Below are 13,448 nucleotides of genomic sequence, written 5' to 3'. Positions count from 1 at the left end.
GCCTACTTTCGATTCTTGCGTTCATCGCTCTTCTCCTTTCGTGTCAGTTCCCCGACAACCTTGTCCAACTCGTCGAAGCGTTCGTCCCAGCGCTGGCGGTACCTCTCGAGCCACGCCGTCTCTTCCTCCAATCGGCGCGGGCCCAGCTGGCACGTCCGCACGCGCCCGATCTTCTTCGTGGTGACGAGCCCCGCCCGCTCCAGAACGCCGACGTGCTTCTTCATGCCCGTGAGCGTCATGTGGAACTTCTCGGCAAGCTCCGTGATCGAAGCGTCGGCTCGTCCGAGCTGCTCCAGAACGCCACGCCGCGTGGCATCCGAGAGCGCGGCGAACGAAGTATCGAGTCGGGTCGTCATATACTGAACCACATGGTTCAGTATTTAACGCAAGCGTTCGCGGCATGCAAGGGGTGGCCGTCGTCGCAGTAGAGGCAGCGATGGTGGTCTGATACCACCTTGCAGAGCATCGTTCAGGTACAGCTTCTGAAAAGCCTCTCACGGAGGACACAGAGGACACAGAGAACTTCAATCGCGCGTCTTGGCTCCCTCTGTGTTCTCTGTGTCCTCTGTGTGATTCCAATCTGTTTGGAACCAGAACTATGCTCGGCAACCTGGTATGACCGCGAAGAACGATGCGTCCTACGATCTCAGCAGAGCGTGCGCATCCGTGACCGTCATGACGACTACTTCATCCTCAAGATCAAGGGTGCCTTCCCAGGCGAACTGCAACTAAATCCGCGATGAACCTTGATCTTTCCCCGCCAGCAGCGCGCACGCGGCGGCGAGGTCCACGTTGCCGCCGCTCAGGACGATGCCGACGCGCTTCCCGCGGAACGCCCCCGGGTCCGCCAGGAGCGCGGCGAGCGGCACGGCGCCGGAGGGCTCCACCACCAGCTTCATCCGCGTCCACAGGAAGCGCATCGCCTCCACGATCCCGGCCTCGGAGACGGTGCGCATCTCGTCCACGTGCGCGCGCACCAGCGGGAAGGTGTAGCGGCCGAGCGAGGGAGTCCGCAGCCCGTCGGCGATGGTGGGCGGGTTGTGCGTGGCGTGCAGCTCGCCGGTGCGGAAGGAGCGCGTGGCGTCGTCGGCCAGCTCGGGCTCCACGCCCACCACCCTGCACCCGGGAGAAGCGTCCTTCGCCGCCAGGGCGGAGCCGGAGAGGAGGCCGCCGCCCCCGCACGGGGTCATCACCACGTCCAGCGGCCCCGCCTCCTCCAGCAGCTCCCGCGCGGCCGTCCCCTGCCCGGCGATCACGTCGGGGTGGTCGTACGGGGGGACGAGCGTCATCCCCCGCTCCCGCTGCAGCTCCGCGGCGATCTCCTCGCGCAAGCGGCCCGCGCGGTCGTAGAGGACGACCTCGGCGCCGTAGCCGCGCGTGGCCTCGATCTTGGGCCCCGGCGCGTCCCGTGGCATCACGATCACGGTCTTCACCCCCAGCAGCCGGCCGACAAGGGCGACGGCCCCCGCGTGGTTGCCGGACGAGTAGGTGAGGACGCCGCGCGCCCGCTCCTCGGCGGAGAGCCTGGAGACGGCGTTGTAGGCGCCGCGGAACTTGAACGCCCCGCCGCGCTGGAAGCTCTCGCACTTGAGGAACGCGCGCGCCCCCGTCCGCTCGTCGAGCGTGCGCGAGGTCACGACCGGCGTGCGGTGGGCGACGCCGCGCAGGCGCTCGGCGGCCGCGCGCACGTCCGCGGCGGTGGGGAGGACGGGCGGGGCCTCGGTCTCAGTCTTCGACATGCAGCCAGTCCAGCTCGGTTCCGGGGGCGAAGCGCTCCATCAGCTCGCGCACCCGTTCGGGTGAGGAAAGGAGGCGGGCGATCTCCGCCAGGTACTTCAGGTGCTCCTCGGCGCGCTCGGCGGGGCTCACCAGGAGGAAGACCAGGTGCGCCGGCTCGCGCGCCCGGGGGAACTCGACGCCCTCGCGGCTCACGCCGAGGACCAGGACGGGGCGCGGCAGCCCGTTGAGCCGCACGTGGGGGAGGACGACGCCGGGGACGACCTCGGAGGAGAACTGCTGCTCGTTGCGCACGATCGCGTTCGCCAGCTCGCGCGCCGTCTCCTCGTCGAAGAGCCCCTCCAGCAGCTTCCCGGCGGCGGCCACGAACGACACGCCGCCCAGTCGCACCACCCGCTCGGGCGCCAGCGTGGCGGAAAGGCGCGTCCCCTCGCCCTCGCCCGCGGCCTCCACCTCGGGCGGGAAGACCACCAGGAAGCTCTCCGGCGCCAGCGCGCCCAGCCGCTCGGGGAGGCGCTCCAGCCGCGGGTGCCAGGCCAGCGTCCCCCGGCGCGCGCTCACCAGCGCCACCAGGTCGCCCGGGCGCAGGAGCGCCTTCAGCCGCTCCAGCAGCTCGCCCCAGCCGTCCACCCGCTCCCACGCCACCGGCACCTGCGGCCGCGCCCCGGCGAAGGTGGCCGCCAGCCGCTCCGGGTCCCCCCCGACGGTGACGCCCGCGAGCGACGTCCCCGCCCCGGCCGCCAGCTGGGCCGCCGCGCGCGCCGCCTCCAGGAAGCCGGGGTGGCGCTCCACGGCGGGGGGGAGGAGGAGGACGATGCGCCGCGTGGTGCTCACCGGGTGCGCCAGCCGGGCGACCACCACCGTCTGCCGGGTGCGCGCCAGGAGCTGGTCCAGCACGGTGCCGAAGATCGCCTTCGCCCCAGAGCGGCGCCCGTCCCACCCCAGGACCAGGGTGGTGCTGCGCGTCTCCGCCACCCCGCGCGCGATCCCGGCGGCGACGTTCGGGTCCACCCGGGTCAGCGGGACCACGGGCACCTCGGCCGCCGCGGCGCGCGCCACGGCGTGGGCCAGCACCTTCTCGGCTTCCGCCACCTCGGCCTCCGACGACTCGCCCTCGCCGCGCACCACCATCAGCGGGTGCACCGGCTCCTCGGTCGCGCCGCCGCGGAGGATGAAGGCCAGGTCCATCAGCGTGTCGGCCGTCGCCGGCTTCGCCAGGGCCACCAGGACGCGGCGCGGGGCCGAGCCGGGGTCGTACGGCCGCTGCTCCTCGCGCAGCGCCACCCGGCGCCCGAAGCGCTCCACCGCCCAGGGGCCGGCCAGGCAGGTGGCCAGGATCATCAGCACCACGCCGTTGACCTCGGCGGTGTCCAGCAGCCCCACGTCGAAGCCCACCAGCACGATGGCCAGCGTCCCCGCCGCGTGCGGCACCGAAAGGCCGAACACCACCCACCCCTCGTCGCGCTCCCAGCCGAACGCCTTCTCGGAAGCCTTCGCGGCCACCCACTTGGCGAGGAGGACGCCGAGGGTGAGCGCCACCGACACGGTCCACACCCGCGCGCCCGAGAGGGCCCGCACGTTCACCAGCATCCCCACCGAGAGGAGGAAGAAGGGGATGAAGAGGGCGTTGCCCGCGAAGACGATGCGGCTCATCAGCGCGCCCTGGTGGGGGATCAGCCGGTTGAGCGCGAGCCCCGCCAGGAGCGCGCCCACGATCGGCTCCACCCCGCCGAAGTGCGCCAGGTACGACGTGGCGAAGAGCGCCGCCATCACGAAGACGAACTCGGTGCTCCCGTCGCCGCTCACGTTGCGGAAGAACCAGCGCCCGAGCCGCGGCAGCCCCCACATCACCGCGGCCACGTAGACGGCGAACGGCACCGCCAGCGCCGCCCAGAACCCGGCGTCCATCGCCCCGCCGCGGGAGCGCACCACCACGGCCAGGAGGAGCAGCGCCAGGATCTCGGTGAGGATCGTCCCCCCCAGCGCCGCGGTGACCGCCGGGTTCCTCACGATCCCCAGGCGGCTGGCGATCGGGTACGCCAGCAGCGTGTGCGAGGCGAAGACGGCCCCGATCAGCAGCGACGAGGGGAGGCGGTAGCCCAGCGCCAGGCCGAGCGCCGTCCCCAGCGCGCCGGGGACCAGGAACGAGAGGGTGCCGAAGACCAGGCTGCGGTTGCGGTGGCGGTCGAACTGGTGCAGGTCCAGCTCCAGCCCCACCATCAGCATCAGGTACAGGAGCCCCACCGTGCCCAGCAGGACGATGGTGTTGCTGCGGGCCAGGAGGTTGAAGCCGTGCGGCCCCACCGCGGCGCCCACCACGATGAGCCCGATGATGCCGGGGACGCGCAGCCGCTCGGCCAGGAGCGGCACCACCAGGAAGACGAGCGTCGCCGTGGCGACGATCAGCACCGGGTCGGTGAACGGGGTGGAGGGGAGGGAGACGGCGAGCAGGGACATCGGCTTACGTTCCTTGGCCAGGGGCGAAAACACCCATCCCGGGTCAGGGAGCAGGGCCGCCGCCCTCCTCCGGCTACCGACCGGTCGACCTACCTTCCCGCGCGCGGCGAGCGGGGCGCGCGGAGCAGCACGTACAGCAGCACGCCCGCCGGGACGACGCCGCCCACCGTGATCTCGAGCCAGAGCCCCGGATCGGCGTCGAGCGCGTTCGTGTCGCCGAAGACCACGATCGCCTGGCGCACGGCGAGGGCCCCGGCCCAGCCCAGCGCGGCCGCCGTCACCCAGCGCTCGCAGCGCCACAGCCCGACTACCAGCGCCACGCCGAGGACGAGCGAGGCGAACTCCACCGCGCGCAGCAGGGGCCCGTGCGCCCCGGTGAGCGCGGGACTCCCCACCAGGGCGAGCGCGCGGTGCACGCAGAGCAGGGCCATCAAGACCGCCAGCACCAGGAATCCGGCCGGCCGCCTGCCGGGAAGCGCCCGCGACGCCGCCGCGCTCCCGGCCGGAGACTCCGCCCTGGCGGGAGGCGCGGCGTCGCGGAGGCCGAAGTCGGAGCGGGGCCTCTCCCGCACCGGCGGGGGATCGTGGGAGTGCGGCATACCTCCAGTGCCCATGGCAGGTCATACCGGATTCCAGGACCAGAGTGCGATCCGGTCCTCTCGCGAACCGATGTCATCCCGAGCGGCGCCGCGGCACCGATCCGGCTTTCACACCCGATTCGGTGGCGAACGCGACCTCCGCGCATCGGGCTCCGCCCGGAATGACGGCTTCCCGATGCACGGCGAATCCCAGGAGACGGGTCAGTACTTCTGCAGCGAGGGGTCGACCTCGTCCGCCCAGGCCAGGATCCCGCCCTGGAGGTTCCACACGCGCGGGTACCCCTGCCGCCGCAGGAAGGCGGTGGTCTGCGCGCTGCGGGTGCCCGAGCGGCACTGCATCACCACCGTCTCGCCCGGGTCGATCTCGCCCAGGCGCCGCGGGAGCTCGCGCATGGGGATCAGCCGCGCGCCGTACCCGCCCAGGTTGGCGATGTCCCACTCGAACGGCTCGCGCACGTCGATGATGGCGATGGACTCGCCGCGGTCCAGCCGCTCCTTCAGCTCGGCCGCGGTCATCTCCGGCACCTCGTCACCCTCCACCGTCTTCCTCTCTCCCTGGTCTTCCGCCGGGGCCACCCCGCAGAAGCGCTCGTAGTCGATCAGCTCGCGGATCGTGGGGCTCTCGCCGCAGGCGGGGCACGCCGGGTCGCGCCGGAGCCGCATCTCGCGGAAGCGCATCCGCAGGGCGTCGAAGAGCAGGAGGCGGCCCACCAGCGGCTCGCCCGCGCCCAGGACCAGCTTGACGGCCTCGGCGGCCTGGATGCAGCCGACGATCCCGGGAAGCACCCCCAGCACCCCGCCCTCGGCGCAGTTGGGCACCAGGTGCGGCGGCGGCGGCTCGGCGAAGAGGCAGCGGTAGCACGGCCCCCGGGGCGGCCAGAACACCGACGCCTGCCCCTCCCAGCGCAGGATCGAGCCGTAGACGTTCGGCTTCCCCGCCAGCACGCAGGCGTCGCTCAGCAGGTAGCGGGTGGGGAAGTTGTCCGTCCCGTCGATCACCACGTCGTAGGCGCCCACGATCTCCAGCGCGTTCTCCGACGTGAGCCTGAGCGCGTGGGACTCGACGGTGACGTGGGGGTTGATCTCCGCCACCCGGTCGCGCGCGGAGTCCAGCTTGGGGCGGCCCACGTCGGAGGTGCCGTGGATCACCTGGCGCTGCAGGTTGGTGGCGTCCACCCGGTCGAAGTCCGCGATCCCCAGCGTCCCCACCCCGGCCGCCGCCAGGTACATGGCCACGGGCGAGCCCAGCCCGCCGGCGCCCACCACCAGCACGCGCGCGCCCTTGAGCCGCCGCTGCCCCTCGGGGCCCACCTCGGGGAGGATCAGGTGCCGCGCGTAGCGCAGGGCCTCCTCCGGCGAGAGGCCCGGCGCCCGCGTCTCCAGCGTCTCCACTGCCATCGGTCCTCGGCTTCCGCGGTTTCCCCCTAGCTTAACCCCATACGCCGGACGACGAAAGCCGGTCCCCGGAGATCCTCGCTCCGGGCCCCTCTTCCCGGGTGCTTTCCCCCGGGCCGCGTGCGGCGCGGAGGGTTGCGGACGAAGGCGCGGCCGGCGATTAGTATGGTGCGCCGGACGGCGCCGCGAGGATCACGGCCCCCTCCCTTTCCCTGCCGCGCGTGCTGACCATCCGGGACGAGCAGCTCTCCGCCTTCGCCGCCGACGCCGCGGAAGCCTTCGTGCGCAGGGCGGCGGACGAGGTGGCGCGCCACTGGCCGCGCCTGGCCCGCGAGCGGGGGAGCGACGGGCTGCGCGCCCTGGTCCGCCGCGCCGCCGCCGAGGCGGAGCGCTTCGGGCTCACCTTCGAGGTGCACGTCCTGCGCTTCGTGAACCTGGTGGCCGCGTTCGGCGAGGAGTTCTACCGGCGCCCCGCCGGGTGGTGGGCGGCCCGCATCCTGTCCGACACGCGGCTGGACCCCGACACCCGGCTCGACCTGCTGGTGGAGCGCGGCTGCGAGGAGCTGCGCCGTCTGGGGGCGCCGTGAGCGAGGCCGGCTCGCGGGCCGCCGCCCCGGACGCGGCGTGGCGGGCGACCGGGACGGCGTCTCCCCTGCCGCCGCCCGAGCCCACCACGGAAGAGAGCCTGCGCGCGATGGACCGGGCGGCGCAGGCCACGGCCCCGCGGCGCGAGGTGGCCAGCGAGAGCGTGTCGTGCCCGCGCAAGTGGGTGGAGGTGACGCTGCTGGGGGAAGACGGCGAGCCGATCGCCGACGCGGAGTGCCGCCTCTCGGTCCCCGGCGGCGAGGAGCGCCAGGGCCGCACCGGCGCGGGCGGGGTGGCGGTGTTCGAGGGAATCGCGATCGACCCGACGACCTCCACGCTGCGCATCACCGCCGAAGCGGCGGACGACGAGACGCGCTACTCGATCGAGGTGGTGCCGCTGGAGGAGCCCCCGCCGGGCGAGGAGGACCCCGGGGAGGAGCCGGACGAGGGGGACGGCCGCTACTTCCGCGTCCCCTGGGAGGCCGAGTAGCGCGGCGGCGATGCCGCGGTGCGGCGGCCCGGGACGGGCGGGTCCCGGCCCCGGTCCTGGAACCACCTTCCCGGTCTAGATGACGACCGTGAAGGCCACCGGGAGGTGGTCGCTGACTCCCTTCTTCCATGCCACCGCGTTCCAGATCGCGTTGAAGGACTTGACGGTCCCGTTGGTGTTCCAGTCGTTCCACTTCGCGTGCATCGTCACCAGGTTCAGCACCTTCACGTCCTTGACCTGGGCGAACCCGGCGCAGTAGACGTGGTCGAAGTAGTGGCTGCGGTAGTCGGCGGTGAGCGCGTTGTCCTGCCCCGCGTTCTTCTTCCAGTTCTTCAGGCTCGTCTTCTCGTTGAAGTTCTGGTGGGTGAAGCGCGTGTTCATGGTGGTGAACGCGGGCGCGTTCGTCGCGGAGCAGCAGGCGAGGGGGCAGACGTTGTAGTCGCCGCAGATCGCGGCGGGCGTGGCCCCGCGCTCGGTGGTCAGCTCGCGGATGTCGGCGATCGCCTGGATGGCGGTGACGTTCGCGTTGGCGGGGTAGCCCTTGCCCCCCTGCGGCGGCGCGTGCAGCCCCACCAGGTAGAAGCCCGGCCCCGAGTCTTTCACCTCCAGGTCGAAGGTGGGGCTCCCCGCGGCCGTGGGGGTGCCGTGCAGGAGGCCGTCCTCGTCCAGCTCCAGGCCGTCCGGCAGCGTGCTCCCCGTGGCAACGCTCCAGTAGCGCGGCGGATGCCCCCCGCACGCCCCGAGCCGCACCTCGTACTCCTCGTCCTCCACCGCGTCCGGGAGCGTGGCGGCGGTCGCGATGGCCAGGGCGGCGTCGACGTCGAGGTCCAGGGCCTTCGTCTGCGTGCCCGTGGAGTCGGCCACCTGCACGGTGAAGCTCGTGGTCCCCACGGCGGTCTGGTCCGGGACGCCCCACAGCTCGCCGGCCGCGCTGAGCGCGAGCCCCGTGGGAAGGAGGGTGCCCCCGGAGAGCGACCAGGTGGCGGCCCCGGTGACGTTCGCCGCCTGGAGCTGCACCTCGTAGTACTCGCCGGGCGCGCCGGGAGGGAGCGCCTGCGGGGTGGTGATGGACAGCGCGCCGGGCGCCGCCACCGGCGCCGCCGCGTGCACGGTGAGGGTGAAGGTGCGCCGCGCGGTCGCGGCCGTCTGCGCGGCGTCCCGGAAGCGGACCAGGTACGGGCGGCGGCCGTGGAAGCCCACCTCGTTCCCGTTCCGGTGGTAGAAGCGGATCTGCCCCGCGGTCGTGCCGGGGGGGCCCCACGGGTCGGGCACCCCCCCGCCCTTGACCCCGGTGGGCTGCGGGATGGCGTGGTCGTGCTCGGGGCCCTCCAGCGCCAGCAGGCCGGAGTGGTAGAGCACCGCCACGAAGTCGGCCTTGGTCCCCGCGCACGAGGCCCGCGGCGGGACCACGCGCCAGGCCGCGTCCTTGGCGTACAGGGCGTAGTACAGCTCCATCACGCCCTTCGCCCCCGCGCCCCTGTCGATGAACTCGCCGACGCGCTGCGGCTTCGTCCCCACCTTGGGCTCCACGATCACGAACACGTCGCACAGGCGCGCGTTGGCGGAGTCGTACAGCTGCTCCAGGATGATGTTGCGGTGCGTGGTGTAGACGCTGCCCGTGAAGAACTTGATGTTCCACGCCACCACCCGGATGTCCGGCATCTCGCCTCCCTTCCGTTTACCAGGAACTTCCGTACGTCATCGCGCGGCCCTCGGCGTCCACCAGCGTCAGGCCCAGGGAGCCGTGGTCCAGGTGGAGGATGCACTCCGCGTACGATTCGATCGTCTCCCGGCCGCGGGGGTCGAGCGCCAGCCCCAGCCCCTCGACCAGTCCGCGGACCGTTTCGGACGGGGCGTCGCGGGTGCTCCCCGTCAGCGCGAACGCGGGGTGGAACGCGAGCTCCGCGTCCATCTCCAGGCCGAACCCGCTCAGCTTCCCCTCGCCCTCCAGCGACACGGCGCGCCCCTGGCCGTGGGCGGGAAACCCGATCAGCCAGCGCAGCACCAGGCCGGTCAGCTCCAGCCGCTCCGGCACCGGCTGGTAGTCGAGGGCGACGGGGTGCGGCACCGCCACGTCCAGCGCGGCGCTCGTCAGCACCTGCTGCGACAGGTCGTACATGAGCCGGAGCCCGTCCACCCGGTACTGCTTCACCTCCCCGGCCAGCCACTCCGGCACCAGGCCCAGGAAGTCGTCCCCCCCGGCCAGGGCGGCGAGCGGCGCCAGCGGCCCCTCGAACACGGGGTTCTGCGAAGGGACGGCCAGCCGGAAGGCCAGGACGCCGTGGTCCTCGGGGAGGTCGCTCCAGAGGTTCCAGTCGCGTCCCAGCGCCGGGAAGGCGGCGCCGACCGCCACGCGCAGCACCTGCTCCTGGTCGCCGGACTCCTCCGGCTCCTCGTCGCGCTCGTCGGGGTCCGGGTCTTCCTCCTCCGCGCCGCCGGAGGCGCCGGCGTCTTCCTCGGAGATCCTGACGAACGCCCGCTCCAGCGTGAAGGGGCCGCCCAGCGCCAGGCTGGGCTGGGGATAGGTGAGCAGCAGCAGCGGCGGCCGCGGCCCGTCGTCCAGGACGTCGACCAGCCCGTACAGGTCCAGCTCCGCCGGGCCGTCCCGCACGATGCGGGTGAAGTTCGGGCCCAGCGCCGCCCTGGCCACCAGGCTGATCCCGCGCTGCACCGGGATGGTGCTGACCTCGGTGCTGAGCTCGCACGGCACGGTCGCCATCACCAGGCGCAGCGCCTGCAGCTGGAGCCGCTCCAGCTCCCACCCGCCCGCGTCCGGCGCCAGCTGGCCGATGAAATCGGCGGGCTCTTCGCCGAACCCGCTCACCACCACCCGGGTCTGGATGCCGCCCGCCCGCCAGAGGACGGCGTGCAGGGCCAGCCCGGTCTCCGGATCTTCCGCCCCCACTTCCACGGCCCGGAGGTCGGGGATCCGGTACCGCTCCACGACCCTCTTCACCGTGCGCCCGTCGGAGCTGCTCAGCGCCCCGATGAGCCCCGAGTTCTCCACGCCCCGCGGCGGCTGCACCTCGTCCCGGAGGCGCGGGGTCGTCAGCTTGCGCCGCTTGCGGCCTCCCTCGGTCTGCTCCTCGGAGAGGCCCCGCTTGACCTGGTGCGTCGGCTCGGGAGGCTGCGTCGGCTCGAGCTTGCGCAGCAGCGTCACCCGCGCCGACTCGAGCGGGAGCTTGTGGCCGACCCCCTCCAGGTGGCCGCGCTGCAGGAGACGATGCGTGTCCAGGTCCTCGTACAGCTGGCGCAGCGATGCCATGTCGGCTCCCGGCGATCGGTCCCGGCCCGCGGCGAGGACGCCCCGGCCTCCCCCGCTTCCCCGCTTATGATTACGGCCGGGTGCGGCGGCTGAACAGGGTCGGCTCCGTCCCCGGGCCGGGGCCGGAGCCGCGGGCCGGACGGCCGCACTTGCGAAGACCCGGCCCCCGGGTCATTCTCCCGGCGGCCGATCCTCCGCGTCCAGACCTTTCGGAAGAGCGTGGCGAACGACGCCGACTTCAAGGAAGCCCGGAGCTTCATCTCCGAACACATCGACTCGGCCGAGCTGCTCGAAGTGCTGCTCCTCCTGCACCGCGAGCCCGGCCGCGACTTCACCGCCGCCGAGGTCAGCCAGCAGGTGTACACCGTCCCGGCCGCCGCCCTCCTCCGGCTCGACGAGCTGAGCTCCGCGGGGCTGGCCGCGAGCGACGGCGCGGCGGACCCGCGCTACCGCTACCGGCCGGGCTCGCCCGAGCTGGCCCGTCGCGTGGACGCCCTGGCGGCGGCGTACCGCGCCGACCGCGTCGGGGTGGTGCGCCTCATCTTCGACAAGCCGAAGGACCCGGTGCGCAGCCTGGCCGACGCGTTCCGGTTCCGGCGCCCGGGAGAGTGAATGGCCACGCTCGTCTACGCGCTCTGCGCGCTCACCAGCCTCCTCTGCTTCGCGCTCCTGGTCCGCGGCTACCTGCGGAGCCGGGCGCGGCTGCTGCTCTGGGCCTCGCTCTGCTTCGCGGGGCTCGCGCTCAACAACGTGCTCCTCTTCGTGGACGTGCGCATGGTGCCCGCGGTCGACCTCTCGGCGTGGCGCGCGCTCCCCGCGCTGGCGGGCGTGCTGCTGCTGGTCTACGGCCTGGTGTGGGACTCGCGATGACGGGCTTCGTGGCCGGCGCACTGGCGATGGGGTACTTCGTCGCCGCGCTCTACTTCCTGAAGTTCTGGCGCGACGTCCGCGACCGGCTCTTCCTGCTCTTCGCCCTGGCGTTCGCGCTGCTGGCGGTGCAGCGCGTGGCGCTCGCCTGGCTGAGCGAGTCGACCGACGCGGTGGCGCTGTACGCGCTGCGCCTGCTCGCCTTCCTGGTGATCGCCGCCGCGATCATCGACAAGAACCGCTCCGGGGGCGGCTGACCGGACAAAGTGCGAAGTGCGAGGTGCGAAGTGCCGGGTCCGACCGGCCGCGGCGCACGACCGGGCATCCACTCTCTTTCGGCCCTCGCGGTGCGGGCCGTCCTGATCCGTCTCCCTCGTGCGTTTCTCCATCAGGTGCAGCGCGAACCGCCGACCCGAGCCGCCGGGTGCGACCCTTGCCTCCATTCGTCTCCCGCCCTACCGTGCACGCCGCCCGGCATCCGGCGCGCTCCGCTCCCGCGGGTGCGCGCCCGGCCGCACGGCAATTGCGCGGAGTGTCACAAGTGCGTGAGACGGCGCGTTCTTCTGCCACTGGAAGGCCGGGGGACGAGGGCCCGCCGCGCACCCGCGGCAGGGCAGGCGTACCCGGCGCAAGCGACCCCGGAGATGGTGGCGCGCCGACCGTGCACTCGACCCAGAGCAGCCTGCCGTGGCCCGCGGCGGCCCCGCGCCAGGAGCGCGGCCCGGCCGTGACTTCCCCGAGCGCCGCCGCGAGCGTGGACTACGACGCCCTCTTCCGCAAGCTGTACCCGTCGCTCTTCCGGTACCTGCACCGGATGACCGGCGACAGCGACGCCGCCGACGACATCGCGCAGGAGTCGTTCGTGCGCCTGCTGGGGCGCAGCATGCCCGAGGACGAGGCCCGGCTCTGGCTCTTCACGGTGGCCACCAACCTGTTCCGCGACAGCGCCCGCACAGCCAAGCGGCGCGAGCGGCTCCTGGCGGTGCGCCCCTGGACCCCCAGCGCGCTCCCCCGCCCCGACGAGACGCTGGAGCGCACCTCCACCATCGCGCGGGTGCGGGAGGCGCTCGGGAAGTTGTCGGAGCGCGACCGGCAGATGCTGCTGATGCGCGAGGAAGGCTTCCGCTACGACGAGATCGCAAAGGTGGCCGCGGTGGCCCCCGGCTCGGTGGGCACGCTCCTCGCCCGCGCCGCCCGCAGGTTCGTGTCCGTGTACGACGCCCAGGAGGGAGAAGGTGAACAAGCACTTGGCTGAAGGTATATTGCAGGCGCTGCTCGACGCCGAGCTGCCGCCGCCCGAGCGGGCGGAGGCCGAGGCGCACCTGGCCGCCTGCCCGGCCTGCGCCGGCGAGCTGCGCGCGCTGCGCGCGGCCGGCGAGCGGACGAGCGCCCTGCTGGCGCAGGCCGACGTGGCGGCCCCCGTGGCCCAGGCCCAGATGTCGTTCCGCCGCCGGCGGATGGCTGCCCGGCAACACCGCTTCGTCGAGGCGCGCCGCGCGCTGCTGCGCGCGGCCGTGCTGGTGCTGGGCCTGGCCGGCGTGGCCGCCGCGGCCGTGCCCGGCTCGCCCGTGCGCGCCTGGATCGAGGACGCGGTCCTCCCCCGCGAGCGCTCCCCCCAGGCCCAGGAGATCCAGCCCGCCCCGGCGCCCGCCGCCGCGCCCGCCCCGGACCTCGGGGCGCCCAGCGGCGTCACCGTCCCGGTGCGGGACGGCCGGGTGCGCGTGGCGCTCACCGGCGCCGCCGACCTCAGGCTGGTGGTGCAGTCCACCCCCGAGCCCGGCGCCCGGGTGCTGTACCGCGGGCCGGAGCACCGGGCACGTTTCCACACCTCCCCGGGTAGAATCGAGCTCGCCGGCGCGCGCGGGGGCGAAGTGACGGTGGAGCTCCCCCAGGCGGCCGAGGCCGCGGCGGTGGAAGTCAACGGCCAGGTGTACGTCGCCAAGGACGGCGACGAGCTCCGGCCGCTGGTCCCCCAGGCGGGCCCCGAATCGACCGACGAGCTGGTGTTCCGCGTCGGGAGCTGACGGCGCGGGCCGCCGCCCCGCAGTCCTCC

At 73.4% G+C, this 13,448-nt stretch carries 14 protein-coding genes; 7 read left to right on the top strand and 7 right to left on the bottom strand.

Going from position 1 to position 13,448, the window contains the following annotated elements; translation table 11 throughout:
* Positions 1–2 precede the first annotated feature (2 nt).
* From VF746_08160 to moeB, 5 genes are all read right to left on the bottom strand, one after another.
* Positions 3–356 (bottom strand): metalloregulator ArsR/SmtB family transcription factor, encoded by a 354-nt coding sequence (locus VF746_08160; GenBank protein ID HEX8692375.1) that lies wholly within the window; start codon positions 354–356, stop codon positions 3–5.
* 372 nt (positions 357–728) lie between these two features.
* Positions 729–1,739 (bottom strand): threo-3-hydroxy-L-aspartate ammonia-lyase, encoded by a 1,011-nt coding sequence (locus tag VF746_08155; protein HEX8692374.1) that lies wholly within the window; start codon positions 1,737–1,739, stop codon positions 729–731.
* A complete protein-coding gene (locus VF746_08150; GenBank protein HEX8692373.1) occupies positions 1,726–4,194 on the bottom strand; it encodes a cation:proton antiporter in 2,469 nt (822 codons plus the stop codon). Before VF746_08150 ends, VF746_08155 begins: the two co-directional genes overlap by 14 nt.
* A gap of 89 nt (positions 4,195–4,283) precedes the next feature.
* A complete protein-coding gene (locus VF746_08145; GenBank protein ID HEX8692372.1) occupies positions 4,284–4,793 on the bottom strand; it encodes a hypothetical protein in 510 nt (169 codons plus the stop codon).
* 201 nt (positions 4,794–4,994) lie between these two features.
* Entirely contained in the window at positions 4,995–6,191 is a 1,197-nt protein-coding gene (gene moeB / locus VF746_08140) for a molybdopterin-synthase adenylyltransferase MoeB (GenBank protein HEX8692371.1), read from the bottom strand.
* Positions 6,192–6,409: 218 nt separating this feature from the next.
* On the opposite strand from moeB, the gene VF746_08135 reads away from it, so the two are divergent.
* On the top strand, positions 6,410–6,775 hold the full coding sequence (locus tag VF746_08135; protein HEX8692370.1) for a hypothetical protein: 366 nt from the start codon (positions 6,410–6,412) through the stop codon (positions 6,773–6,775).
* Positions 6,772–7,263, top strand: coding sequence for a hypothetical protein (locus VF746_08130; protein ID HEX8692369.1), 492 nt, complete (start codon positions 6,772–6,774; stop codon positions 7,261–7,263). Before VF746_08135 ends, VF746_08130 begins: the two co-directional genes overlap by 4 nt.
* A 75-nt stretch (positions 7,264–7,338) precedes the next feature.
* Here VF746_08130 and VF746_08125 read toward each other — a convergent pair whose 3' ends face one another.
* Both VF746_08125 and VF746_08120 read right to left on the bottom strand, forming a co-directional pair.
* Positions 7,339–8,925 (bottom strand): Ig domain-containing protein, encoded by a 1,587-nt coding sequence (locus VF746_08125; GenBank protein ID HEX8692368.1) that lies wholly within the window; start codon positions 8,923–8,925, stop codon positions 7,339–7,341.
* A 16-nt stretch (positions 8,926–8,941) separates the two neighbouring features.
* Positions 8,942–10,528, bottom strand: a complete 1,587-nt coding sequence (locus VF746_08120) for a hypothetical protein (protein HEX8692367.1) — start codon at positions 10,526–10,528, stop codon at positions 8,942–8,944.
* Between the two features lie 219 nt (positions 10,529–10,747).
* Between VF746_08120 and VF746_08115 the strand changes: the two genes are divergently transcribed.
* From VF746_08115 to VF746_08095, 5 genes are all read left to right on the top strand, one after another.
* Positions 10,748–11,140, top strand: coding sequence for a hypothetical protein (locus VF746_08115; protein ID HEX8692366.1), 393 nt, complete (start codon positions 10,748–10,750; stop codon positions 11,138–11,140).
* Complete coding sequence (locus VF746_08110) at positions 11,141–11,398, top strand: DUF5985 family protein (protein ID HEX8692365.1); 258 nt, start codon at positions 11,141–11,143, stop codon at positions 11,396–11,398.
* Positions 11,395–11,652 carry a DUF5985 family protein gene (locus VF746_08105; GenBank protein HEX8692364.1) on the top strand — a complete coding sequence of 86 codons (258 nt, stop codon included), beginning with the start codon at positions 11,395–11,397 and terminating at the stop codon, positions 11,650–11,652. The genes VF746_08110 and VF746_08105 overlap by 4 nt, the downstream gene beginning before the upstream one ends.
* Positions 11,653–12,122: 470 nt before the next feature.
* Positions 12,123–12,650 carry a sigma-70 family RNA polymerase sigma factor gene (locus tag VF746_08100; GenBank protein ID HEX8692363.1) on the top strand — a complete coding sequence of 176 codons (528 nt, stop codon included), beginning with the start codon at positions 12,123–12,125 and terminating at the stop codon, positions 12,648–12,650.
* Complete coding sequence (locus tag VF746_08095; GenBank protein HEX8692362.1) at positions 12,631–13,419, top strand: zf-HC2 domain-containing protein; 789 nt, start codon at positions 12,631–12,633, stop codon at positions 13,417–13,419. The genes VF746_08100 and VF746_08095 overlap by 20 nt, the downstream gene beginning before the upstream one ends.
* Positions 13,420–13,448: the final 29 nt, after the last annotated feature.

The organism is Longimicrobium sp. (assembly GCA_036389795.1).
GTDB lineage: Bacteria > Gemmatimonadota > Gemmatimonadetes > Longimicrobiales > Longimicrobiaceae > Longimicrobium.
The sequence above is the reverse complement of the archived record's forward strand: the minus strand, read 5'-3'. Positions and strand labels throughout refer to the sequence as shown.